Source organism: Caulobacter sp. GW821-FHT09H08 (assembly GCF_059415885.1).
This window is the reverse complement of the sequence record NZ_JBWKOC010000007.1, coordinates 164,471-187,917: the sequence shown is the minus strand read 5'-3', so window position 1 is coordinate 187,917 and position 23,447 is coordinate 164,471. Positions and strand designations below refer to the sequence as shown.

The 23,447-nt window shown below is 68.3% G+C and carries 26 protein-coding genes; 10 read left to right on the top strand and 16 right to left on the bottom strand.

The window, feature by feature from the left end:
- Positions 1–84 precede the first annotated feature (84 nt).
- From rfbD to AC07NN_RS23310, 4 genes are all read right to left on the bottom strand, one after another.
- Positions 85–951, bottom strand: coding sequence for a dTDP-4-dehydrorhamnose reductase (gene rfbD, locus AC07NN_RS23325; protein ID WP_494646203.1), 867 nt, complete (start codon positions 949–951; stop codon positions 85–87).
- Positions 948–2,015, bottom strand: a complete 1,068-nt coding sequence (gene rfbB, locus AC07NN_RS23320; RefSeq protein WP_494646202.1) for a dTDP-glucose 4,6-dehydratase — start codon at positions 2,013–2,015, stop codon at positions 948–950. The genes rfbD and rfbB overlap by 4 nt, the downstream gene beginning before the upstream one ends.
- A 94-nt stretch (positions 2,016–2,109) precedes the next feature.
- Complete coding sequence (gene purU / locus AC07NN_RS23315) at positions 2,110–2,952, bottom strand: formyltetrahydrofolate deformylase (protein ID WP_492816341.1); 843 nt, start codon at positions 2,950–2,952, stop codon at positions 2,110–2,112.
- A gap of 90 nt (positions 2,953–3,042) precedes the next feature.
- Positions 3,043–3,678 carry a glutathione S-transferase N-terminal domain-containing protein gene (locus AC07NN_RS23310; RefSeq protein WP_494646201.1) on the bottom strand — a complete coding sequence of 212 codons (636 nt, stop codon included), beginning with the start codon at positions 3,676–3,678 and terminating at the stop codon, positions 3,043–3,045.
- 111 nt (positions 3,679–3,789) lie between these two features.
- Between AC07NN_RS23310 and argE the strand changes: the two genes are divergently transcribed.
- Entirely contained in the window at positions 3,790–4,965 is a 1,176-nt protein-coding gene (gene argE, locus AC07NN_RS23305) for an acetylornithine deacetylase (RefSeq protein WP_494646200.1), read from the top strand.
- Here the strand turns inward: argE and AC07NN_RS23300 are convergent.
- Positions 4,962–5,984, bottom strand: a complete 1,023-nt coding sequence (locus AC07NN_RS23300; RefSeq protein ID WP_494646199.1) for a glycosyltransferase family 2 protein — start codon at positions 5,982–5,984, stop codon at positions 4,962–4,964. The genes argE and AC07NN_RS23300 overlap by 4 nt on opposite strands.
- Positions 5,985–6,021: 37 nt before the next feature.
- On the opposite strand from AC07NN_RS23300, the gene rfbC reads away from it, so the two are divergent.
- The 3 genes from rfbC (at position 6,022) to AC07NN_RS23285 (ending at position 8,906) form a co-directional block, all read left to right on the top strand.
- Complete coding sequence (rfbC, locus tag AC07NN_RS23295; RefSeq protein WP_494646198.1) at positions 6,022–6,579, top strand: dTDP-4-dehydrorhamnose 3,5-epimerase; 558 nt, start codon at positions 6,022–6,024, stop codon at positions 6,577–6,579.
- 149 nt (positions 6,580–6,728) lie between these two features.
- Positions 6,729–7,628 carry an alpha/beta fold hydrolase gene (locus AC07NN_RS23290; protein WP_494646197.1) on the top strand — a complete coding sequence of 300 codons (900 nt, stop codon included), beginning with the start codon at positions 6,729–6,731 and terminating at the stop codon, positions 7,626–7,628.
- Between the two features lie 75 nt (positions 7,629–7,703).
- Entirely contained in the window at positions 7,704–8,906 is a 1,203-nt protein-coding gene (locus AC07NN_RS23285; RefSeq protein ID WP_494646196.1) for a threonine ammonia-lyase, read from the top strand.
- 29 nt (positions 8,907–8,935) lie between these two features.
- Here AC07NN_RS23285 and bamJ read toward each other — a convergent pair whose 3' ends face one another.
- Positions 8,936–9,433: a BamJ family beta-barrel-assembly machinery protein gene (bamJ, locus tag AC07NN_RS23280; RefSeq protein ID WP_494646195.1), complete on the bottom strand. Its 498-nt coding sequence runs from the start codon at positions 9,431–9,433 to the stop codon at positions 8,936–8,938.
- A gap of 150 nt (positions 9,434–9,583) precedes the next feature.
- Between bamJ and AC07NN_RS23275 the strand changes: the two genes are divergently transcribed.
- The gene (locus AC07NN_RS23275; RefSeq protein ID WP_494646194.1) at positions 9,584–10,459 is read left to right on the top strand and encodes a UTP--glucose-1-phosphate uridylyltransferase; all 876 of its coding nucleotides are present in this window, start codon (positions 9,584–9,586) and stop codon (positions 10,457–10,459) included.
- Positions 10,460–10,536: 77 nt separating this feature from the next.
- Here the strand turns inward: AC07NN_RS23275 and queG are convergent, their stop codons facing one another.
- The 6 genes from queG to AC07NN_RS23245 form a co-directional block, all read right to left on the bottom strand.
- Complete coding sequence (queG, locus tag AC07NN_RS23270) at positions 10,537–11,694, bottom strand: tRNA epoxyqueuosine(34) reductase QueG (protein WP_494646193.1); 1,158 nt, start codon at positions 11,692–11,694, stop codon at positions 10,537–10,539.
- On the bottom strand, positions 11,675–12,361 hold the full coding sequence (gene fzlA / locus AC07NN_RS23265) for an FtsZ-binding protein FzlA (RefSeq protein WP_494646192.1): 687 nt from the start codon (positions 12,359–12,361) through the stop codon (positions 11,675–11,677). Before fzlA ends, queG begins: the two co-directional genes overlap by 20 nt.
- A 125-nt stretch (positions 12,362–12,486) precedes the next feature.
- Positions 12,487–13,938, bottom strand: a complete 1,452-nt coding sequence (gene rfaE1, locus AC07NN_RS23260) for a D-glycero-beta-D-manno-heptose-7-phosphate kinase (protein ID WP_494646191.1) — start codon at positions 13,936–13,938, stop codon at positions 12,487–12,489.
- 31 nt (positions 13,939–13,969) lie between these two features.
- Positions 13,970–14,890 (bottom strand): cation diffusion facilitator family transporter, encoded by a 921-nt coding sequence (locus AC07NN_RS23255; RefSeq protein ID WP_494646190.1) that lies wholly within the window; start codon positions 14,888–14,890, stop codon positions 13,970–13,972.
- Positions 14,891–14,921: 31 nt separating this feature from the next.
- Positions 14,922–15,266: a hypothetical protein gene (locus AC07NN_RS23250; protein WP_494646189.1), complete on the bottom strand. Its 345-nt coding sequence runs from the start codon at positions 15,264–15,266 to the stop codon at positions 14,922–14,924.
- Between the two features lie 58 nt (positions 15,267–15,324).
- Positions 15,325–16,410 carry a citrate synthase/methylcitrate synthase gene (locus tag AC07NN_RS23245; protein ID WP_494646188.1) on the bottom strand — a complete coding sequence of 362 codons (1,086 nt, stop codon included), beginning with the start codon at positions 16,408–16,410 and terminating at the stop codon, positions 15,325–15,327.
- A 77-nt stretch (positions 16,411–16,487) separates the two neighbouring features.
- Here AC07NN_RS23245 and AC07NN_RS23240 point away from each other — a divergent pair, with 77 nt between their 5' ends.
- Positions 16,488–17,645: a citrate/2-methylcitrate synthase gene (locus tag AC07NN_RS23240; RefSeq protein ID WP_494646187.1), complete on the top strand. Its 1,158-nt coding sequence runs from the start codon at positions 16,488–16,490 to the stop codon at positions 17,643–17,645.
- A gap of 107 nt (positions 17,646–17,752) precedes the next feature.
- On the opposite strand, the gene AC07NN_RS23235 is transcribed toward AC07NN_RS23240, so the two are convergent.
- Positions 17,753–18,781 carry a ligase-associated DNA damage response exonuclease gene (locus tag AC07NN_RS23235; protein ID WP_494646186.1) on the bottom strand — a complete coding sequence of 343 codons (1,029 nt, stop codon included), beginning with the start codon at positions 18,779–18,781 and terminating at the stop codon, positions 17,753–17,755.
- A 137-nt stretch (positions 18,782–18,918) separates the two neighbouring features.
- Here AC07NN_RS23235 and AC07NN_RS23230 point away from each other — a divergent pair, with 137 nt between their 5' ends.
- The 3 genes from AC07NN_RS23230 (at position 18,919) to AC07NN_RS23220 (ending at position 20,146) form a co-directional block, all read left to right on the top strand.
- Complete coding sequence (locus tag AC07NN_RS23230) at positions 18,919–19,413, top strand: PaaI family thioesterase (RefSeq protein ID WP_494646185.1); 495 nt, start codon at positions 18,919–18,921, stop codon at positions 19,411–19,413.
- A complete protein-coding gene (locus AC07NN_RS23225) occupies positions 19,410–19,829 on the top strand; it encodes a PaaI family thioesterase (RefSeq protein ID WP_494646184.1) in 420 nt (139 codons plus the stop codon). The genes AC07NN_RS23230 and AC07NN_RS23225 overlap by 4 nt, the downstream gene beginning before the upstream one ends.
- A gap of 218 nt (positions 19,830–20,047) precedes the next feature.
- Positions 20,048–20,146, top strand: a complete 99-nt coding sequence (locus tag AC07NN_RS23220) for a hypothetical protein (RefSeq protein ID WP_494646183.1) — start codon at positions 20,048–20,050, stop codon at positions 20,144–20,146.
- A gap of 136 nt (positions 20,147–20,282) precedes the next feature.
- On the opposite strand, the gene AC07NN_RS23215 is transcribed toward AC07NN_RS23220, so the two are convergent.
- Positions 20,283–21,194, bottom strand: a complete 912-nt coding sequence (locus tag AC07NN_RS23215; RefSeq protein WP_494646182.1) for a histone deacetylase family protein — start codon at positions 21,192–21,194, stop codon at positions 20,283–20,285.
- Between the two features lie 80 nt (positions 21,195–21,274).
- Here AC07NN_RS23215 and AC07NN_RS23210 point away from each other — a divergent pair, with 80 nt between their 5' ends.
- On the top strand, positions 21,275–22,129 hold the full coding sequence (locus tag AC07NN_RS23210; protein ID WP_494646181.1) for an acyl-CoA thioesterase: 855 nt from the start codon (positions 21,275–21,277) through the stop codon (positions 22,127–22,129).
- A 118-nt stretch (positions 22,130–22,247) separates the two neighbouring features.
- On the opposite strand, the gene AC07NN_RS23205 is transcribed toward AC07NN_RS23210, so the two are convergent.
- Together AC07NN_RS23205 and rimM are read right to left on the bottom strand one after the other, a co-directional pair.
- Positions 22,248–22,811, bottom strand: coding sequence for an NUDIX hydrolase (locus AC07NN_RS23205; protein WP_494646180.1), 564 nt, complete (start codon positions 22,809–22,811; stop codon positions 22,248–22,250).
- 23 nt (positions 22,812–22,834) lie between these two features.
- Positions 22,835–23,416 (bottom strand): ribosome maturation factor RimM, encoded by a 582-nt coding sequence (gene rimM, locus AC07NN_RS23200; protein ID WP_494646179.1) that lies wholly within the window; start codon positions 23,414–23,416, stop codon positions 22,835–22,837.
- Positions 23,417–23,447: the final 31 nt, after the last annotated feature.

Here is a 23,447-nt window from a genome sequence, read left to right as displayed (position 1 = left end):
GGAATTCTCACGAGCGTGAGCGCTTTCGATCCGGGGCCGGCGTTTCAACGCGATGATTTGGAAGAAATTTTGGCGATACCGGTCTCAGACGTAACCCTTGGCCGCCAGGTAGCGATCCAGGGCGTCGGTCCAGGGCGGCATGGGGCGACCGATCGCGGCCTCCAGCTTGGCGTTCGACAGCGCGCTATACGGTGGCCGGCGCGCGGGGGTCGGGAACTGTGACGTCGGAATCGGGACGACCTCGGCCTCCACGCCGGCCTTCTCGATGATCGCCTGGGCGAACGCGCACCAGCTGGCCACGCCCGAATTGACCACGTGATACACGCCCGCCGGCGCCTGGGCCGCGATCAGGTCGAGGATCGCCTCGCCCGCGTCCCACGAGGCGGTCGGCGACATCACTTGGTCATCGACGACGGTGAGACGGCCGCGCTCCTTAGCCAGACGGATCATGGTCTCGACGAAGTTGCCGCCCTTGCCGCTGGCCCCGGCCACGCCGAACAGCGAGGCGACGCGGGCGACGATGACGTCGCCGTGCGCCTGAAACGCCAGGTCCTCGCCCAGGGCCTTGGTCGCGCCATAGACATTGACCGGGGCGCGCTCGACGGCTTCCGACAGCGGCTCGCGCTCGGCCTGGCCGCCATAGACATAGTCGGTCGAGACCTGCACCAGCCGCGCGCCCTTGGCGGCGCAGGCCTGGGCCAGGTGGCCGGCGAAGACAGCGTTGATCGCCTCGGCCGGAACCAGGTCCTTCTCGCAGTCGTCGACGCGGGTCGCGGCCACGCAGTTGATGGCGACGTCGAAGTCCAAGCCATCGAAGCTCGCCGCCGGATCGGTCGCGTCCACCTGGGCGCGGGTCACTGGCAGCAGGTCCAAGCCACGCCGGCTCGCCAGGACCTGGAGATCCGAACCCAGCTGGCCGTTGGCGCCGAAGAGGGCGATGCGGGGCGTCAAGCGGTCTTCAACCCCAGGCGCTGGCCGGCATAGCGCTCGCGCAGCGGCGCCCACCAGGCCTCGTTGTCGAGGTACCACTGGATGGTCTTGCGCAAGCCGGTGTCGAAGGTCTCCTGGGCCTGCCAGCCCAGCTCGGTTTCCAGCTTGGTGGCGTCGATGGCGTAGCGGGCGTCGTGGCCCGGACGGTCGGCGACAAAGGTGATCAGGTCGCGGCGACTCTGGCCCGCGATCGGGCGCAGTTCGTCGAGGATGTCGCAGATCGTCTCGACGACCTGGAGATTAGTGCGTTCGTTGCGGCCGCCGACATTGTAGCTCTCGCCCGGGACGCCCTTGGTGGCGATCAGGTGCAGGGCGCGGGCGTGGTCCTCGACGTGCAGCCAGTCGCGGACATTGTCGCCCTTGCCGTAGACCGGCAGCGGCTTGCCCTTGAGCGCGTTCAGCGTGACCAGCGGGATCAGCTTCTCGGGGAAGTGATAGGGGCCGTAATTGTTCGAGCAGTTGGAGACCACCACCGGCAGGCCGTAGGTGTGATGCCAGGCGCGGGCCAGGTGGTCGGACGAGGCCTTCGACGCCGAATAGGGTGAACGCGGATCGTAGGGCGTGGTCTCGGAGAACAGCCCCTCGGCGCCCAGGCTTCCAAACACCTCGTCGGTCGAGATGTGGTGGAAACGGAAGGCTTCCTTCTCGGCGCCCTCGAGACCCTGCCAGTGCTCCAGCGCCGCCTGCAGCATGACATAGGCGCCAACGATGTTCGTTTGAATGAACTCACCCGGGCCGGTGATCGAGCGGTCGACGTGGCTCTCGGCGGCCAGGTGCATGACCACGTTGGGGCGGAAGGCCTTGATCGTGGCCGAGACCGCCGCCGCGTCGGCGACGTCGCCCTGCACGAACTGGTAGTCGGCCTTGCCTTCCAGCATGGCCAAGCTGGCCGGCGAGGCGGCATAGGTCAGCTTGTCGTAGTTGAGGATCGCGACATCGTTCTGGCCGGCCAGGTGACGGCACACGGCCGAGCCGATGAAGCCCGACCCGCCGGTCACCATCACGCGAAGATTCTGCTGCGACATTCGCCAGGTAGCCTTGGGGCGGAGAAGAGGACGCCCCGTATCCAGTTTTTAGTGTACGCGCAACATTTCGCGCTCGAACACGGGTAGCAGAACCCTAGTCCGTGAACACCACGGTCTTGCGGCCGTTCAGCAGGACGCGGTCCTCGAGGCGGTAGCGCAGGGCCCGCGCCAGCACGCGGCGTTCGATGTCGCGACCCTTGCGGACCAGGTCTTCCGGCGTGTCGCGGTGGCTGATGCGCTCGACGTCCTGCTCGATGATCGGACCTTCGTCGAGGTCGCCGGTCACGTAGTGGGCCGAGGCGCCGATCAACTTCACGCCGCGCGCATGGGCCTGGTGATAGGGCTTGGCGCCCTTGAAGCCCGGCAGGAACGAGTGGTGGATGTTGATGCAGCGGCCCTGGAGCTTGGCCGACAGGCCGTCCGACAGAACCTGCATGTAGCGGGCGAGGACGACGATGTCGGTCTTGGTCTCCTGGATCAGCTTCCAGAGGTCGGCTTCCTGCTCGAACTTGGTCTCCTTGGTCACCGGCATGTGGTGGAAGGGCAGGCCCGACAGGTCGATGTGCTCGTAGGTCTCGGCCGGGTGGTTGGAGACCACGCCGGCGATGTCCATCGGCAGCTCGCCGATCCGCCAGCGATAGACGAGGTCGGCCAGGCAGTGGTCGAACTTGCTGGCCAGCAGCAGCACGCGATAGCGCTCGGCGCGATCACGCAGGGACCACTTCATTTTCAACGGCTCGGCCAGGGCGCCGAACTCGCCACGCACGGCCGAGCGGTCGGCGCCATCGGCGTCAAACACCACGCGCATGAAGAACTGACCGGTCTCCTGGTCGTCGAACTGCTGGGCGTCGAGGATGTTGCAGCCGCGCTCGAACAGGAAGGCGGACACCTTGGCGACGATGCCGCGCTGGTCGGGGCAGGAGAGGGTCAGGATCATGGTCCGTTCCCTCTAGAGAACAGCGTCGCCGAAGAAAAGCGGCTGAACGCGTCGGGCGAGGCCGATTTTCCCCGACCGGGCGGAGTTTTCCTAAACCTTGGGCACGCCCATGCCCTGTTGAACGGCGGGGCGGGCCTCCACGGCCATCAGCCAGGCCTCGACCGCCGGGACGCCGGGATCACTGTCCGGATCGGCCTTGGCCAGGGCGTCCAGCACCGCCCGGGTCCAGCTGTAGCTGGCGATATCGGCGATCGAATAGTGCTCGCCGGCGATCCAAGGATGGTCGTTCAGCCGCCGGTCCAGCACGCCCAGCAGCCGCGCGACCTCGCCGCCGAAGCGGGTGATAGCGGCCGGGACCTTCTCCTCGGCGCGGATGGCGAAATAGCCGTATTGGCCGGCCATGGGCCCCAGGCCCCCGACCTGCCAGAAGGTCCACTCCAGGGCCGCCCAATGCTCCGGCCCCTCCGGGGCCAGGAACTTGCCCGTCTTCTCGGCCAGATAGACCAGGATCGCGCCGCTCTCGAACACCGCCTGCGGACCGCCGGGGGCATCGTGGTCGACGATGGCGGGGATCTTGTTGTTGGGCGAGATGGCCAGGAAGTTCGGGTCGAACTGCTGGTCCTTGGACAGATCCACGGGATGCACCCGGTACGGCAGCCCGACCTCTTCCAGCATGATCGAGGCCTTGCGGCCGTTGGGCGTGGTCCAGGTGTAAAGGTCGATCACGGGCGTCTCCCATGGGCTTTTGCTGTGCTTTTCGCGATCAACAACGCATGGGAGCGCGATCTTGCTGCGCCCGGGTAGGCGGCGCGGGGAGAACGGGTCTAGGCTTCCGCCATGGTTTCCTCATCCGAAGTCCTGTCTGACCGCGCCGTCGACATCCTCAGAACGCTGGTGGCGTTCGACACCACCTCGCGCCGCTCGAACCTGGAGCTGATCCAGTGGGTCGAGGCCTATCTGGCCGATCTCGATGTTCCGACCCGCCGCGTGCCGAACGCCGACGGGACCAAGTCGAACCTGATGGCGACCATCGGCCCGGCGGTCGATGGCGGGGTGGTGCTGTCCGGCCATACCGACGTCGTCCCGGTCGACGGTCAGCCCTGGTCCAGCGACCCCTGGGTGCTAACCGAGCGGGACGGCCGGCTCTACGGCCGAGGCACCTGCGACATGAAAGGGTTCCTGGCCTTGGCCCTCGCCGCCGCGCCGGACCTGGCCCAGGCCACGCTGAGCAAGCCCGTCCACCTGGCCTTCTCCTATGACGAGGAGGTCGGCTGCCTGGGCGCGCCGGACATGATCGCGACCATCGCCCGCGAGACGCCGCGCCCGGGCCTCGTGGTGGTCGGCGAGCCCACCGACATGGTCGCGGTGCGCGGCCACAAGGGCATCGCCACCTTCACGGTCACCGTCACCGGCCGCGAAGCCCATTCCAGCCTTACCCACCTGGGCGTCTCGGCCAACACCATGGCCATCAAGCTGATGGCGATGCTGGTCGAGCTCTCGGAAAAGCTGGAGCGCGAGGCCGATCCGACCTCGCCGTTCACGCCCAAGGGCGCGTCCCTGACTATCGGCATGATCCATGGCGGCACGGCAGGGAACATCCTGGCCCGCGAATGTTCGTTCCTGTTCGACCTGCGCACACCGGCCGGCATGGAACCGATGGCGATCCTGGCCGAGTTCTTCGCCGAGGCCGCGCGGATGGACGCCGAGATCAAGGCCAAGGCCCCGGAAGGCGGCGTCAAGGTCGAGCGCCGCTCCCTGACTCCGGCCTTCGCGCCCGAGGAGGACGGCGTCGCCGAGACCTTCGCCCGCAGGCTGGCCGGTGACAACGGCCCCGCTCGCGTCGTGCCCTACGCCGCCGAGGCCGGGCAGTTCCAGGGTGCGGGCTTCTCAACGGTGATCTGTGGTCCCGGTTCGATCGACCAGGCCCACCAGCCTGACGAGTATGTCGAGATCAGCCAGATGCAGCGCGGCGCGGCCTTCATGAGAAGGTTGATCGAGGACCTGTCGGTCTAGAGATCCCGCGCGCTGCGGATCACGAAGCGGCGGCCGATAAACGCCGCCGGATCGATCGACATCACCCGCAGGATCGCGCCGGGCGAGGCCTTGCGCTTGGCCTGGATCGCGCGGCGGTCGGCCATCACCTGGTCGAGGTCCTCGCGCTTCAGCGCCGCCTTGATGCCCCGGATCGCCGGGGCGACGTCGCCGCGCCGCCAGTGCAGCAACAGCAGACCCGCCGTCACCGCCACATGCAGCGGCAGGGTGACCGGGAACAGCCAGCCGGGCGTGTTCTTGAGGAATGTCCAGACTCGGTTGCGCGAGCCGTGGAAGATCGAGAAGTCCGACCGCACCCCGGTGCTGGCCGACCCCACGTGGGCGACCCTGGCCTTGGGCAGCAGCAGGGTCGGCTGACCATAGAGGCGCAGGCGATAGCCCAGGTCGACGTCCTCGCAGTAGCAGAAGTAGCGCTCGTCGAAGCCGCCGACCTCGAGGAACAGCTCCCGATCGATCAGCATGGCCGCGCCGCAGGCCGAGAACACCTCGCCCTCGGGCAAAACCGCCGGCAGCTTGCGGCCATACCCGCCCCGGAACGGTATGCCCGCGCTGGTGACGTTGTCGCCGGCCCCGTCCAGCAGGCCCGGCCGGTCGGCCGACAGCTGCAGCGAGGCGAAGCTCTTTACCGTCGGGTGGCGCTCCACGCCGGCCATCAGCTCTTCCAGCCAATCGGGTTCGGCATAGGCGTCCGGATTGAGCAGAACGAGCCAGCGGCCCTTGGCGCGCCGGACCGCGAAGTTGTTGCCGGCCGCGAAGCCCAAGTTCGAACCCGCCTCGACAAAATCGACCCACGGATGGGCCTTGGCCGCCGCCTGCGGGGCGCCGTCGGTCGAGGCGTTGTCGATCAGGATGGTCTCGAAATCGCGGAAGGTCTGGGCTTGCAGGCGCTTGAGGCACTCTTCCAGCGTCGGGCCGCTCTGGTAGGAGACGATCACCACGGTCACCGCCGGGGCCTTGTTTTCGGTCGCTTCAGGCGGCATCGGTGGCCAGTTCGTTTCTCAAATCGAAGTACGCGTCATGAAGATCACGCCGCTGGCGATCCCCGAAGTGCTGCTTATCACGCCCGCGCGCCATGGCGATGAGCGCGGCTGGTTTTCCGAGACCTTCCGCCAGTCGGCGCTGGAAGAGGCTGGATTCAAGGCCGCCTTCGTCCAGGACAACCATGTGCGCTCGACGACGCGTGGCATCCAGCGGGGCCTGCACTACCAGAAGCCGCCGCACGCCCAGGACAAGCTGCTGCGCTGCGTGGTCGGCTCGATCTTCGACGTGGCGGTGGATATCCGCGAAGGCTCGCCGACCTATGGCCAGTGGGTCGGCGCCGAGTTGTCGGCCGAGAACCGCCAGCAACTGCTGGTGCCCAAGGGCTTCGCCCACGGCTACGTCACCCTGACCGACGCCTGCGAGGTGCTCTACAAGGTGACGGACTACTACGCCCCGACGGCCGAGGGCGCGGTGCGGTGGAGCGATCCGGCGATCGGAATCGACTGGCCGATCGCGGTGAGCGAGATCACCGCTAACGATCGCGACAACGCCGCGCCATTGTTGAGCGAGATCGAGACGCCGTTCGCGTACTAGGCGGCCAACGCCGCAGGCCCCCACCTGGCCACGCTTTGCGTGGTCGTCCGCCCCCATAGGGGGCAGAAGGTTCGCGCATATCCTTCTTCCCCCTCCGGGGGAGGAGCGCCGCAGGCGCCGAGGGGGCAAGTGATGAGAAGGAACACGAGATGACCTTCACCGACTTCTTCTGGACCTCGCACGAAGGCCTGCCGCTGCACGCCCGCGACTATGCGCCCGTCGGCGACGCACAGAAGCTGCCGGTGATCTGCATCCACGGCCTGACCCGCAACGCCCGCGACTTCGAGGACCTGGCGCCGCGCATCGCCGCCACCGGTCGCCGTGTGCTGGCCGTCGACGTGCGCGGCCGAGGCCTGTCGGCTCGCGATCCGAACCCGATGAACTACCATCCTGGGACCTATGCCGCCGACGTCATCTCGCTGCTCCAGGCGGCCGGGATCGAGAAAGCGGTGTTCGTCGGCACCAGCATGGGCGGCCTGATCACCATGGTGCTGACCTCGATCATGCCCCAGGCGATCGCCGCGGCCGTGCTGAACGACGTCGGCCCGGAGCTCTCGCCCGTCGGCCTGGCCCGCATCGCCGGCTATACCGGTATGGCCAGCAGTTTCGAGACCTGGGACGCCGCCGTCGCCTACGCCAAGGCGATCAACCAGGCCGCCTTCCCGGCCTACGGCCCCGACGACTGGGACGTCTTCGCCCGCCGGCTGTTCGACGAGACGGACGGCGGCTACGTCCTGGCCTACGACCCGGACATCTCGGCCCCAATCAAGGCCGCCGCCGAAGCGGCCGCGAAAAGCCAGGCCGACGGCGGTGCGGCTCTCGCCCCGCCCGACATGTATCCGCTGTTCCGGGCCCTCGCGAAGGACCGCCCGCTGCTGCTGGTGCGCGGCGAAATCTCCGACCTGATCGACGCCGGCATCGCCGAGCGCATGCGCGCCGCCGCCCCGTCCATGGCCTATGCCGAGGTCCCCGGCGTCGGTCACGCGCCCATGCTGAGCGAGCCGGAAGCCTGGGCGGCGATAGAAAAGCTGCTGAACGAAGCGCCCTAAGAGACGTGCCCGGAGCGCCTGGTCGTGCTAGAGGCCGCGCCACGGCGCGTTCTCGCCGCGACAGAAGTGGATGACATGACCCTCGACCTCGCCGCCATCCAGGCCGCCGCCGGCCGTCTCCAGGGTCAGATCGAGCGCACGCCGTGCCGCCACTCCAAGACCCTGTCGAAGATTACCGGCGCCGAGGTGTGGGTGAAGTTCGAGAACCTGCAGTTCACCGCCGCCTACAAGGAGCGCGGCGCGCTGAACAAGCTGATGCTGCTCTCGGAAGCCGAGAAGAAGCAGGGCGTCATCGCCGCCAGCGCCGGCAACCACGCGCAAGGCCTCGCATATCACGGCGCCCGCCTCGGCGTGCCCGTCACCATCGTCATGCCCAAGACCACGCCCTTCGTGAAGGTGCAGCACACCCGCGACTTCGGCGCGACCGTGGTTATCGAAGGCGAGACCTATGACGACGCCAACGCCCACGCTCGCAAGCTGCGCGACGAGCAGGGCCTGACCTTCGTCCACCCGTTCGACGACTACGACATCATGGCCGGCCAGGGCACGATCGCCCTGGAAATGCTGGAAGACGCGCCAGATCTGGAGATCCTGCCCGTGCCGATCGGCGGCGGCGGCCTGATCAGCGGCGTGGCCACGGCGGCCAAGGCGCTGAACCCGAACATCCGTATCATCGGCTGCGAGCCGGCGATGTATCCGTCCTTCACCGCCAAGATGCGCGGCGTCGCGGCCCACTGCGGCGGCCAGACCATCGCCGAGGGCGTGGCGGTCAAGCAGGTCGGCGAGCTGACCTACGGTGTCGTGCGCCCGCTGATCGACGATGTGCTGCTGCTGGAAGAGCCTCACCTGGAGCAGGCCGTCTCGCTGTACTGCAATGTCGAAAAGACCATTGCTGAAGGCGCGGGCGCGGCCTCACTGGCGGCGCTGCTGGCCTATCCGGAGCGCTTCCGGGGCAAGAAGTGCGGCCTGATCCTGTGCGGCGGCAACATCGACACCCGCCTGCTGGCCTCAGTCCTGACCCGCGAACTGGTCCGCGCCCAGCGCCTGATCAGCCTGCGCATCATCGGCGACGACCGTCCGGGGCTGCTGTCGACCGTGGCCTCCGTCATCGGGACCATGGGCGCCAACATCATCGAGGTGAACCACAACCGCCTGGCCCTGGACGTCCCGGCCAAGGGCGCGGAGTTCGACATCACCATCGAGACCCGCGACGCCCAGCACACCCAGGAAGTCATGGATGCGCTGCGCGAGAGCGGTTACCCGCCGCGGGCGGTTTGATCTGAAATCCTCCCCCTCGGGGGGAGGATTTATTCCTTCGGCTTGCCCGACCCGATCCGGTTCACGTCCAGCAGCTCGATGCGGAAGATCATCACGCTGTTGGGCGGGATCGCGCCCTTGTCCGCGTCGCCGTAGCCCAGGGCCGGCGGCACGTAGAGCATCCATTCGTCGCCCGCCTTCATGCGCTGCAGGGCGATGATCCAGGCCGGCACCAGGCCGTCCAGCGGGAACACCGCCGGCACGCCGCGCTCGTAGCTCGAGTCGAACACCGTGCCGTCGATCAGCTTGCCCTCGTAGTGGACCTTGACCTCGTCGGCCTTGGTCGGGTGCATGCCGCCTTGTGGGCCCTCGCGCACGATCTTGTATTGCAGGCCCTGGGGCAGGGTGATGACCCCCGGCTCCTTGGCGTTCTTGGCCATGAATTCGTCGGCGATCGAGAGGTTCTCCTGCGCCGTCTTGCTGGGTTCGCAGGCGGCCAGGGTCAGGCCAGCGGCGGCGAGGGTGAGAAGCAGGGCGCGGCGTTGCATTGGGCGGACCTCGGACGAAACTGGCCGTTCAGCTAGCACGAACCGCCCGCTTCGCCATCTCCGCAGGTTTCCGGGAACCACCGAACAATGGTGGCGTTCGGTCGCGACGCCTTCTAAAACCGGCCTCCCGAACAGTCAGACGAGCCGCTCATGAAACCCGTTCGTAAAGCCGTCCTCCCCGTCGCCGGCCTGGGCACCCGCGTGCTGCCCGGCACCAAGACGACGCCGAAGGAACTGCTGAACGTCGTCGACCGGCCGATCCTCTCGTACATCGTCGAGGAAGGCCGCAAGGCCGGCATCGAGCACTTCGTCTTCGTCACCGGCCGCTCCAAGGGCGCGATCGAGGACTATTTCGACCATCAGGTCGAGCTGGAAGCCCAGCTGGAAGCCAAGGGCAAGCACGATATCCTCAAGCAACTGCGCGACGAGCTGCCCAAGCCCGGCGAGATGAGCTTCGTGCGCCAGATGGCCCCGCTGGGCCTGGGCCACGCCGTCTGGTGCGCCCGCGACATCATCGGCGACGAGCCGTTCGCGGTCATGCTGCCCGACGTCATCGTCGATGCCGATCCCTCGGCGCTGGGCCAGCTGATCGAGGTCTATGACAAGGTCGGCGGCGGCAATGTCATCGGCGTCGAGGAAGTGCCCGACAGCGAGACCCACAAGTACGGCATCGTCGCCCCCGGCCAGATCGACGGTCGCCTGGCCACCATGACCGGCATGGTCGAGAAGCCGCCCCAGGGCACGGCGCCCTCGAACTGGTCGATCGCCGGCCGCTACATCCTGCAGCCCGAGATCTTCGACCTGCTGGCTGAACAGGAAAAGGGCGCGGGCAACGAGATCCAGCTTACGGACTCGATGGCCAAGCTGATGACCCAGCAGGACTTCCACGCCTATGTCTACGAAGGCGTGACCCACGACTGCGGCGACAAGATCGGTCTGCTGAAGGCGAACGTGGCCCTGGCGCTGAAGCGCGCCGACCTGGGCGCGGCGGCGCGGGCGGCGGTGGAAGCCGCGCTTAAAGGGTAATTCCCCCCACCTGACCTGCTTCGCAGGTCGTCCGCCCCCAAAGGCGGGCGGAAGGAGACGCGTGATCCTTCTTCCCCCTATGGGGGAGGAGCGCGAAGCGCGGAGGGGGCAAGTCGCCGGCCCCACTCCGCCAGCACCTCGGCGTCATCCTCGGCGCCCTTGAGCGCTGCCGCCCCGCCTCCCACCAACCGCCGCGCCGCCCAAACGGCCGCCCCGCGCACAACCGGCGCTGGGTCGCTCAACAGCGGCTCGACCACCGCGATGAGCGCGGCGTCGCCGCTGTTGCCGATCGCATAGAGCACGTTGCGCACGAAGCGGTCCCGCCCGATCCGCTTGATCGGATTCTTCGAGAACAGAGCCCGAAACTCGGCGTCATCCAGAACCGCCAGCTCGGCCAGGGACGGCTGCTTCAGCGCCTCCCGCGCCTGCAGCTTGGCCTCGCTGGAAAGCGACGCGAACTTATTCCACGGACAGACAGCCAGGCAGTCGTCGCAGCCATAAATCCGGTTGCCCAGGGCCTCGCGAAACTCCGCCGGGATCGGCCCCGCGAGCTCGATGGTCAGGTACGAGATGCACCGTCGCGCATCCAGCTGGCGCGCCGTCGGGAAGGCGTTGGTCGGACAAATGTCCAGACACGCCCGGCACGAGCCGCAGTGATCAACCTCAGCGTCGTCCGGCGGCAGGTCGAGCGTCGTCAGCACGCTGCCCAGGAACAGCCACGAGCCGAACTGGCGCGAGACCAGGTTGGTATGCTTGCCCTGCCAGCCCAGGCCCGCGCGCTCCGCCAACGGCTTTTCCATCAGCGGGGCGGTGTCGACGAAGACCTTCACCTCGTTGCCGAACCGGCGATGCATCCAACCGGCCAGCTCCTTCAGGCGTTTCTTGATCACGTCGTGGTAGTCGTCGCCCTGGGCGTAGACCGAGATGGCGGCGCGATCCGTGGCCGCCAATTGCTCCAGCGGATCGATGTCGGGCCCGTAGTTGACGCCGAGCACCACCGCCGACTTCGCGTCGGTCCACATGGCGGTCGGGTGGGAGCGCCGCTCCAGCGTCTCCTCCATCCAGCCCATGGCCCCGTGGCGGTCGGCCTCGACGAACTCACGCAGCCACTCGCCATTGGGCCAGGCCGCCGCCGCGTCCGCGAAGCCGCAGGCCGAGAAGCCCAGCTTCAGGGCCTCGGCGCGGATCTCGTCCTTGATCGTTTCGGGCGTCAGCTCAGAAGTCGAGGTCGTCATAGTGCGCGGCCGGCGCGAGGCCGGGCCAGCGGTCGGCCAGGATCGGACGGAAGGCCGGCCTCGACTTCAGCTTCATGTACCAGGTCTTGGCGGTCGGGAAGTCCTTCCACGGGACGTCGCCGAAATAGTCGATGACCGACAGGTGCGCCGCGGCGGCGAAATCGGCCAGGCTCATGCGGCGACCGGCCAGCCAGTCGCGGGTCTGCAGCAGGCCGTCGATATAGCCCAGGTGCATGCGCAGGGCCTCGCGACCCTGGCGAAGGGCGGCCAGGTCCGGCGCGCCCATGCGCAGCAGGCGCTTCTCCATCTTCTCGTGCAGGAGGAAGCCGTTGACCTCGTTGTCGAACTTGCGGTCGAACCATTGCAGCAGACGGCGGGCCTCGGCGCGCTCGGCCGGGTCGCGACCCAGCAACGGCGGCTCGGTTTCCGTCTCTTCGATGTGTTCGAGGATGGCCCGGGTCTCGCAGACGACGAGATTGCGCTGGTTGCGGGTCTCGACCAGCACCGGCGGCAGGCCCGACGGGTTCAGCGACGTGAACTCGGGCGGCATTTCCCAGTAGCGGACCTGGACCTCGACGAACACGAGCCGCTTCTCGCCCAGCGCAAGACGCACCTGCCGCGAGGCGGGGTCCAGGGGGAAATGGTGAAGGGTGCGTTCGACGCTCATGCCCAGTTGCGCTCAGGCTGCATCGTAGGAGCGATGCGCCGCTTTGCTTAACAAGAGATTGCTGAACGGCGTTTAGCCTGGAAATCCAGGCTTTTGCGCGGCGTTTTGACTCACGCGTCGCGAGATCAGCTGTTCATGCGCGCGATGAGGTTCGTCGTGCTCTGGCCCTGCTTCAGCTCGGCCAGGACGACCTTGCCGCCATAGCCCAGAACCACGTCCGAACCGACCACGGTCTCGACCGTGTAGTCGGCGCCCTTGACCAGCACGTCGGGGCGGAAGGCCTTGATCAAGTCCAGCGGCGTGTCCTCGTCGAACAGCACCACCAGGTCCACCGACGACAGCGACGCCAGCACCGTGGCGCGGCCCTGCTCCTTCTGCACCGGACGGGTCGGCCCTTTCAGCTTGGAGACCGAAGCGTCGGTGTTGAGGCCGACGATCAGCCGGTCGCAGGCCGCCTTCGACTGCGACAGCAGCGAGACGTGGCCGGGGTGCAGCAGGTCGAAGCAGCCGTTGGTGAAGCCAACCTTCAGGCCGCGCGTGCGCCAGCCTTCGACGATCTGCCGGGCTTGGTCGCGGTCAGCGATCTTGATCTCGCCGGGCTCGCCCTGGGCCGAGCCGGCGCGGGCCATCAGTTCGGCGGCGGTGACCACGTCGGTGCCCAGCTTGGCGACGACCAGACCACCGGCCAGGTTGGCCAGATGGGCCGCGTCGGCCAGGCTCGCGCCCGCCGCCACCGACAGCGCCAGGGTCGCGGCCACCGTGTCGCCCGCGCCCGAGACGTCGAATACCTCGATGGCGGTCGCCGGCAGGTGGACGGGAGTTTGGCCACGAACCGACAGGGTCATGCCGGCGCCGCCCCGCGTAATCAGCGCGGCGTCCAGGCCCGGCGCCATGGCCAAGATCGCCGCGCCGGCCTCTTCGGAGGCCTCGTCGCTGTTGTCGGTGATGCCCGTGGCCTCGGCGGCTTCCTTGCGGTTGGGCTTGATCAGGGTCGCGCCGTCGTAGCGGGCGAAGTCGCGGCTCTTGGGATCGACGATCACCGGCTTGCCGGCGGCGCGGGCCGCGTCGATGGCGCCGCGCACGACCTCGGGGGTCAGCACGCCCTTGGCGTAGTCTGACAGCACCACGACATCGGCGGTGGCCAAGCGCGCCTTGAAGGCCGCCAGCAGCGCAGCGCCGTCGCCGGCGCCCCGATCCTCGCGGTCGACGCGGAGCATCTGGTGCGAGCCGGAAATGTAGCGAACCTTCTCGGTCGTGCGGCGCTTGGGATCGACGACCAGTTCGGCCTCAAGGCCGGCCTCGGCGTCGATCATGCCGCGCAGGGCCGCGCCGGCGTCATCCTGGCCGACCAGGCCGATCAACACGGCCTTGGCGCCGAGCGCCGCCACGTTGCGGGCGACATTGCCCGCGCCGCCCAGCATGGCGGTTTCCTTCTCCACCGCGATCACCGGCACCGGCGCCTCGGGCGAGATCCGGTCGACCGCGCCGTAGATGAAGCGGTCCAGCATCACGTCGCCGAGGACCAGCACGGTCTTGCCGGCGAAGGCGCGGGGGAGATGGGAGAGAGCGTCGTCCATACGGTTCCGTACTCTCACACGCTCGGAGAACTCAACCCTCGACGGCTTGCGAGAACAGCCCGCCGTGTTTCTCGGCCCGGCCGCGCGGGTCGGGGTGGATCAGGATATCGGCCGCCGGGAAGGCTTCCAGCAGGCGGTTCTCGGCCTCGACCATGATGGTGTGGGCCTCGGTCAACGAGATGTCGGCGGCCAGGTCGGCGTGCATCTGCATATGAACATACGGTCCCGAAGCCCGCGTCCGCAGCTGGTGGACGCCCAGGATGCGCGGATCGGCGGTCGCCAGCTCCAGGATCCTGGCGCGGTCTTCCTCGGGCAGTTCGTGGTCCATCAGCTGGTTGGAGGCCTCGCGGAACACGCCCACCGCGCCCCAGACCAGCCACAGGGCCACGATCAGGCCAGCCGCCGCGTCCACCCAGGACAGGCCCAGCCACGCGGCGGCCCCGACCCCGACCAGGGCGACGGCGTTGGCGGCCAGGTCGGCGGCGTAGTGGGCGCGGTCGCCGGCGATGGCGATCGAACCGCTGGCCTTCAGTACCCGGGTCTGGGCGGCGACCAGGGCCAGGGTCAGGACGATCGAGACGACCATGACGATCACCCCCGCCAGGCCGTGCTCAACCGGACGGGGATTGAAGAAGGCGTGGAAGGCCTCGCGACCGATCAAGGCGCCCGACGCGAAGACCAGGCCGCCCTGCATCAGGCTGGAGAAGGCCTCGGCCTTGCCATGCCCAAACCGGTGCTCGGCGTCCGGCGGGGCCTGGGCATAGCGGATCGCGAACAGGGTGATCAGCGAGGCCACCAAATCCAGCGCTGAATCCGACAGCGAAGCCAGGATCGCCACCGAGCCGCTGGCCTGCCAGGCGACCGCCTTGACCGCGATCAGGATCGCCGCCGTCGCGACGGACAGCAGGGCGACGTTTCGGCTGGCCTTGGGATCGGCTGCGGGCGAGGACATGACCGACTTCTACCATGCCGCCCCGTCGGTTCTAGCCGGCGGGGAACGCCATCGTCCGCAACCGCAGCGGCGGCGTGTCGGGGGCGGCGCAATCGATCACCGTGCTCTGCCGCGCGCCGTTCACGCCGTTGCTCGACTGATAGCCAAATTCCGTCGGCTTCAGGGCCATGACGGGCTTGGCCGTCGCCGTCCAGGCGGCCAGGTCGACGACGAAGGTCTCGCCGGGCTTGGCGTCGGCCGAAAGCGAGCGGGTCGTGCCGTTCGGCCCGGCCTGCCAAACGGTCAGGTGCGCGCCACCCACGCTGCAGCTCATGTCGACACCGGCGGTCTCGACGGGCGTAGCGACAGCGGCGGCGAGCACAACGAAGGCGAGCATGAAAATCCCCCTGGATAGTATCCGCTACCCAGGGTGGATAATCATGGTTAACCAGACGTTAAGCCGCCGCCCGCGCTTCCGGTCCGACATAGACCGACTGCGGCCGGATCAGGCGACCGCCCGCCAGCTGTTCGCGGGCGTGGGCCAGCCAGCCGGCGACGCGGCCCATGGCGAAGACACAGGTGAAGCTGGACGGGGGCAGGCCCAGCGCTTCAAGCAACAGCGCCGTGTAGAACTCGACATTGGTGTCCAGCGGCCGGTCGGGCTTGTGCTCGCGCAGGATCTCCAGGGCGGCGCGCTCGACGGCCTCGGCGAAGGCCACGCGACCCGGCAGGCCGCCGGAGGCCGCCGACAGCTTGCGCACGGCCGCCTTCAGGGCGTCGGCGCGGGGGTCGCGTACGCGGTAGATCCGGTGGCCGAAGCCCATCAGCCGATCGCCCCGCGCCAGGGCCTTCTCCAGCCAGGGACGGGCGTTTTCCGGCGTGCCGATCTCGTCGAGCATGTCGATCACCGGTCCCGGCGCGCCGCCATGTAGCGGGCCCTTCAAGGCCGACAGCCCGGCCAGCACCGCCGAGGTCAGGCCCGCACGGGTCGAGGCCACCACGCGGGCGGCGAAGGTCGAGGCGTTAAGGCCGTGATCGCAGACCGTGACTAGATAGGCGTCCAGGGCGGCGGCTTCGGCGTCGGCGGCGGGCGTCCCGCGGGTCATCCGCAGGATGTCGGCGGCGTGCGACAGGGCCGGATCGGGCGCGACCGGGCGCTCGCCCTTCGCCACGCGCAGCACCGCCGGGGTGAAGACTGCCGGCGCGGCGATCAGCAGCAGGGCGGTCGGCAGGTCATCGCCGTCGGGCAGGCGGGCCAGCAGGGCGCGCATGGCCTCGACCGGATCGCGGCGGGCCAGGGCCTCGTCCAGGGCGGCGACCTCGGCGAAGGCGCGGACACGGGCCTCGCCAAGAGCCGGCGCCAGATCGCTGGGCGCGTCCTCGAAGAAACCGTCGAACAGCAGGTGCGCGGCTTCCTCGTAGCGGGTGCGGCCCGAGAGATCCTCGACGGCGTAGCCTCGGATCACCAGGCGGCCCTTGGCGCCGTCGACATCGGACAGAACGGTGCGGGCGGCGATGACGCCCTCAAGACCATCAGACATGGAAGTGGTCTCCTTTCGCAGTGCACAACGCGCCGATTTGACTTGATCGTCAATCTTGATCAATATAATCAATCTATATGGCGGATTGGCTCGACGCGGATCAGGTTCTGGAACGGCTGGGGATCCGGCCGCAGACCCTCTACGCCTATGTCAGCCGGGGCCGGATCGAGGCCGCCGCCCACCCGCAGGACCCGCGCCGCAGCCTCTATCGCGCCTCGGATGTCGCCGCTCTGGCCCAGAAGAAGGCGCGCGGGCGCCGCGCCGCCGACGTCGCCGCCGAGGCTATCGCCTGGGGCGAGCCCGTACTGCCCTCGGCGATCACGACCGTGGCCGGCGGACGCCTCTGGTATCGCGGCCGCGACGCTGTGGAGCTGGCCGACCAGGGCCTCACCCTGGAGAATGTCGGCCGTCTGCTGCGCGGCGGCCATGGCGCGGCGCTGAAATCCTCGCGTCGTTCCGAGCCGCCCGTCGCCGATACCGCGCGCGGTCGGCTGTTCCTGACCCTGGCCGCCCGCGCCGGTCGCGAACCGCCGGCGCGGGGGCGGGCGCCGCTCGCCCTAGCCATGGAGGCCGCCGACCTGCTGGAGGCCGTGGTCGACGCCGCCACCGGTCAGGCCGGCGAAGGCCCGGCCCACGTCCGCTTCGCCGCCGCCTGGGGGCTGGACGCCGCCGGCGCAGACCTTGTCCGACGCACCCTGGTGCTGCTGGCCGACCACGAGCTGAACGCCTCGACCTTCGCCGCGCGGGTGGCGGCCTCGACCGGAGCGTCGCTGTCGGCGGCCTGCCTGGCGGGACTTTCAGCCCTTTCGGGCCCTCTGCACGGCGGCATGGCCGCGCGGGTCGAGGCCTTCGTCGAGGAAGCAGAGCGCCGGGACCCGACGCATGCGGTGTCGGCGAGACTCGCCCGAGGCGCGTCGATGCCGGGCTTCGATCATCCGCTCTATCCCGACGGCGACCCGCGCGCGGCGGCGCTGCTGACGGCCTTCGAAGCCCCGCCTTTGCTGGCCGACCTGCGCACGACGACCGAGACCGCTACAGGGCTCCTGCCGAACATCGATTTCGCCTTGGTCAGCCTGGCGCGTACCCTGATGCTGCCGCCCGACGCGCCGTTCATTCTGTTCGCCACGGCGCGCAGCGCCGGCTGGGCCGCGCATGCCATCGAGCAGCTGCAGACGGGACGGCTGATCCGGCCTCGGGCGCGATACGTGGGCGAAAATCCAATCCCCTCCCCTTGATGGGGAGGGGCAGGGGTGAGGTGATACGGCGGTCGATGCCGCGCACACCGGTAGCTCAGTAGATCACCCCCATCCCCGCCCCTTCCCCCATCAAGGGGGAAGGGAGATCATTCCCCCTCCTCCTCGTCGTAGCCGACCAGCCGCAGCGCCCGCGCCGGCAAGCCTTCCAGCTCGCACCACCGCTCCAGCGCCTCTTCCCGCCCGTGGGTGATCCAGACCTCGCCTGGGCGAAGCTCCGACAAGGTCGCGGTCAGCTCATCCCAGTCGGCGTGGTCCGAAAGGATCAGCGGCAGCTCGACGCCCCGTTGTCGCGCCCTGGCTCGCACCCGCATCCAGCCCGAGGCGAAGCAGTCGACCGGATCGGGAAACCGCCGCGACCAGCGATCGGCCACGGCGCTGGGTGGGGCGATGATGATCTGGCCGGCGAAGTCTTCCTTAGGACCCGACGCGGTCGCGGGCGCCAGCGGACCCAGCTCGACGCCATGCGCTTCATAGAGGGCGTTCAACCGCTCCAGCGCCCCGTGGACGAAGATCGGCTTCTCCCAGCCCGCCTCGCGCAGCAGCCTGATCACCCGCTGCGCCTTGCCCAGGGCATAGGCCCCGACGATGTGGCAGCGCTCCGGGAACTGCTCGACCGAGGCCAGCAGGCTCCTGATCTCGCCGGCGTCGTCAGGATGGCGGAAGACCGGCAGGCCGAACGTCGCCTCGGTGATGAAGACGTCGCACGGGACCGGCTCGAACCGCGCGCAGGTCGGATCGCGGCGACGCTTGTAGTCGCCCGACACAACCATGGTCAGGCCCTTCCACCGCACCACTGCCTGGGCCGAGCCCAGGACGTGGCCAGCCGGGACCAGGGTCACCTCGACGCCATTGTGGCTGACCGTCTCGCCATAGGCGACGGCCTGGCGGCGCTCTGTGAAGTCCTCGCCATACCGCGTGGCCATGATCGCCAGGGTCTCGGGCGTGGCGGCCACCGCCCCGTGCCCCGCGCGGGCATGGTCGGCGTGGCCATGGGTGATCACGGCCCGGCCCACGGGGCGGACGGGGTCGATGTAGAAGTCTCCCGGCGGGCAGTAGAGGCCATCCGGTCGGGGACAGAGAAGGTCTTCGGGTCTGATCACGGCTGGATATGACAACGCCTGAAGGGCCGGAACGTGGCAGCTGAAAGTGTCTGCGGTTTCAGCGCTTGCCACGTTCCTTCTCTAAGAGCGCGAGCCTGTTTATCCGCTTTGGATGTTTCCATCCAAAGCGGACAGGCTCTAAGCCTATCCGCATGAGCATCGATCATGAACAGACCAAGCTCATCGCCACGGCGATGAACGAGGGCAGCCCCCAGGCCAAGGCGCTGGGCTTCTCGACCCTGGAGATCGGCGACGCCGTCGCCGTGCTGAAGGTCCCCTACCGCACCGAGATCGTCGGCGATCCCGAGACGGGGGTCATCGCCGGCGGGGTGGTCACCACCCTGCTCGACCATGCCAGCGGCCAGGCCGTGCACGCGGCCATGGACACCTGGACCTCGATCGCCACGCTGGACCTGCGCATCGACTACATGCGCGCGGCCGAGCCGGGCCTGGACGTGCTGGCCCGCGCCCACTGCTACAAGATGACCCGCTCGGTCGCCTTCGTCCGCGCCGTCGCCTACGACCGCGATCCCGAGGACCCCGTCGCCACCGCCCAGGCGACCTTCATGCTCGACAGCAGCGCCGGCAAGAAGCCGGGCGCGAACTTCAAGCCTCCGCGGTCCAAGATCGAAGGAGCTGGCCAATGAGCGACACCGACACCCGCCTGGTCTCGATGCTGGACTCGATCCCCTACGCCCGCTTCCTGGGGATCAAGGCCGAGCTGGCTGGCGACGAGATGACCGCGATCCTGCCGTTCGCCCAGCACATCGTCGGCAACCCGATGTTGCCCGCCATCCACGGTGGGGTGCTGGGCGCTTTCATGGAGATGACGGCGCTCGCCCAGCTGTCCGTGGCGGCGCCGATGAAGCGCCAGCCGCGCACGATCGACGTCTCGATCGAGTACCTGCGCTCGGGCCGGCCGCTGACCACCTACGCCCGCGCCAGCATCAAGAAACTGGGCCGCCGCATCGCCAATGTGCACGTCGAGGCCTGGCAGGAGACACGGTCTGCCCCGATCGCGACGATGCGTGGACTCTTTTTGGTGGCGCCCAGCGAGGAGTGATGTTCCGGGCCCGGAGGAATGGTCTCAAAGGATAAAGTTTCCCAAGAAACAATTTCAAACGACAACATTAATCCTCTGTAACGCCGGTTGGGTGCGACAAAGTTTCTTAAATCGGGGTAATGAAGCAAGGGTAACGTGCATTAACGAGAGTCACCGCCTATATCCCTGATCACCGGATGCCAACGGGCGCCGGACAACAGAAAACAGGGATCAAGACCATGACCATGAAGACCAACGCCGTCGCCGGCTTCGCCTCGCTCGTTCTCGCGGTTCTGCCGCTCGTCGTTATCGTCGGTTCGCTCGCCTCGAGCATCTAAGTGATCGCCGCGTAGCCTTCGTCGGGCGCCCCGTTCCGGATCGATCCGGAACCGCCCCGACGGAGATGGCGATCGAGCGATCGCCGCGAGGCTCGAAGCCTCCGGGTCTCAAGGACCCCAATCAAGAATAAGACCTTTAGGAAAACAGGGATTTAGCCGTCCGATGCAGGATGGCGTGGCGGGCCGCCAGACGATCGATATCCGCGTCGTAGCCGCCGCCGATGACCCCGACCACCGGGATCTCCCTGTCGAGACAAGCGCCCAGGACAAAGGCCTCCCGTCGCTCCAGACCTTCGTCGGTCAGCGACAGTCGACCCAGCTTGTCCTCCGCGTGGGGATCGACCCCCGCATTGAAGAAGACGATGTCCGGCCGGACGCCGCCCAGCAGCGCCGGCAGGATCTCCCCGAGCTTTTCCAGATACGCCGCATCGCCCGTGCCGTCGGCCAGCTCGATGTCGAGGTCGCTGACCGCCTTGCGATGCGGGAAGTTCTTCTCGGCGTGCATCGAGAAGGTGAAGACGCTGGGGTCGTCCTCGAAGATTCGCGCCGTGCCGTCGCCCTGGTGGACGTCGAGATCGACGACCAGCGCCTTGCCGATCGCGCCCTCCGCCAGCAACCGCCGCGCGGCCACCGCCACGTCGTTGAACACGCAGAACCCCGCCCCGCTCTCAGCCGAGGCGTGATGGCTGCCGCCGGCGGTGTTGCAGGCGATCCCGTGCTCCAGCGCCAGGCGCGCCGCCAGCAAGGTGCCGCCCGTCGCCGCCCGGGCGCGGGTGGCGACGCTGTCGGTATTGGGCATGCCGATCCGCCGGACGACATCGGCCGGCAGGGACAGCTCGATCACGCCCCGGACATAGTCCTCGGTGTGGGCCAGCCGCAGGGTCTCGACATCGATGAACTCGGGCCGCGCGAAACCCTCCGGCCCCGGAACGCCGTCGGCCTCCAGCACGCTGGCCAGCCGCGAGAACTTGTCCATCGGGAAGCGGTGCCCCGCCGGCATTTCGGCGCGAAAGGCGGGGTGGTGGATGATGGGCGGAGCGCGAGACATCGCCTCACGATGGTGACCGCGACCGCCTGACGCAAGGTGACCGCTTGCGGCGCCGCACACAGAAGCTTATCGCAGGCGCCATGCGAACGACCGAGAACCTCGCCGACATCCTCGACCTCGAACCGATCGAGGTGAACCTGTTCCGCGGCATCAGCCCGAACGACGGCTTCCCACGCATCTTCGGCGGCCTGGTGATCGCCCAGGCCCTGCTGGCCGCCTACAAGACCGTGCCCGAGCGGGTCTGCCACTCGCTGCACGCCTATTTCATCCGCCCCGGCGACGTGACCGCCCCGGTGCTCTACGAGGTGGAGCGCGCCCGTGACGGCGGCACCTTCACCACGCGCCGCGTGGCCGCCATCCAGCACGGCGAGCAGATCTTCAACCTGGCCGCCTCGTTCCAGACGCCGGAAGAGGGCTTCGAGCACCAGTCGGACATGCCCGACGCGCCCGATCCCGAGAGCCTGCCCACCGAGGCCGAGTTCCTGCGGAGCCTGGGCGACCAGATCCATCCGCGGTTCATCGCTATGTCCGAGCGCCCGCGCCCGGTCGACGTGCGCTGGGTCGACATGCAGAACCCCGTCGCCCCAGTGAAAAAGTCGGGCACAAAGAATGTCTGGATGCGGGCCAAGGCTCCGCTGGGCGACGACGTGAAGATGCAGCAGGCGGCCCTGGCCTACGCCTCGGACATGGCCTTCATGGAAAGCGCCCTGCGTCCGCACGGCCTGATCTGGACGACGCCGGGCCTGCAGGCCGCCAGCCTCGACCACGCCATGTGGTTCCACCAGCCGTTCGACTTCAACGACTGGACCCTGTTCGCCCAGGACAGCCCGGCCGCCTCACACGGTCGCGGCCTGGTGCGCGGTCAGATGTTCAGCAAGGACGGCAAGCTGGTGGCCTCGGTGGCCCAGGAATGCCTGATGCGGGTTCGGAAGTAGATTTTGTAGGCCTGGGGTCCGTCCTCGCCCTTCGACAAGCTCAGGGTGAGGACGACTTCCGGCATCGCAGTAGAAACCTCACCCTGAGCCTGTCGAAGGGCGAGGTTTCGGCTCTTCCCTAGGCCAACGCGATCTTCGCCACCCCAGCGGCCGCAAGGCCGCGCAGCAGCGCGCTGATCTGCATGCCGACCGTGAGTTCGCCGGCCAGGGCCATGCGGATGGCCTCGGCCGCCGAGACCCAGATCGTCTCGATGCGCTCGGCCGGATCGTCCTTGGGCTCGGCGACGCGGGTGACATCTCGGGCCAGCACGATGTGGGTGCGGTTGCTGTGCGTGCCCGCGTTGGGGCGGCTCTCGCCGACCAGGCTGAAGGTCCCCGCGCAGCCCGTTTCTTCCAGCAGTTCCCGCGCCGCCGCGACCACGGGATCGGTCTCGCCAGGATCCATGCCGCCCGCCGGCAGTTCGGTGGAGATGTCGCCCAGGCCGTGGCGGTACTGCTTCACGAGCAGGACGTTATTGTCGGCGTCCAGCGCGACCAGTTCGACCCAGTCGCGATATTCGAGAACGTAGTAGGGCGCGACCACCGCGCCCTCGTCGGTCACGCAGTCGTCGGCGCGCAGGCTGATCCAGCGGTCCTTGTGGATGTAGCGCGAGGCGGTGACCCGCCATTTTCCGTCCGACATCGCTAAGGCCTTTTGGCGGAAGATCAGTCCCGGTCGCCCAGTTCTTCGTCTTCGTCCAGGCCCTTTTCCTCGGGGCCTTCATGCTCGCCCACCAGGGCAGGCGGATCGGCCAGGATCAGGCCGTCGGCGATCTTGACCTCGGGCACGGCCGCTCGGGTGAACGGCAGGTACCAGGTCGGACCGCCCAGGTCGGGCGTGATCTCGAGGATGTCGCCCGCGCCGAAGTTCTGGACGCTCTTCACGCGGCCCAGCAGGACGTCGGTGGCGATATGGCGGACCGTCAGGCCGACCAGGTCGCTCAGATAGAATTCGTCCTCGTCCGGCTCGGGCAGGGCCGAGCGGGGGACGTACAGGCGAAGACCACGCAGGCCATCGGCCGCTTCCTTGGTCTCGACGCCGGGACAGCGGCAGACGACGCCGTCCTTGGTCTTGCGCGCCGAGGCGATGGTCAGGGCGAGCGAGCCGTCCTGGCGCTTCAGCGTCTTGAAGGCCGCGATGCTCATCGGGTCTTCGGTGTAGGTCGTGATCCGCACCTCGCCGCGCACGCCGAAGCCGCCGGCCACGCGGCCGACCAGGATCATCGGATCATCGGGAGAGACTGCCATCGTGCAAACAGAGTCGCGCCGCCGCCTCGGA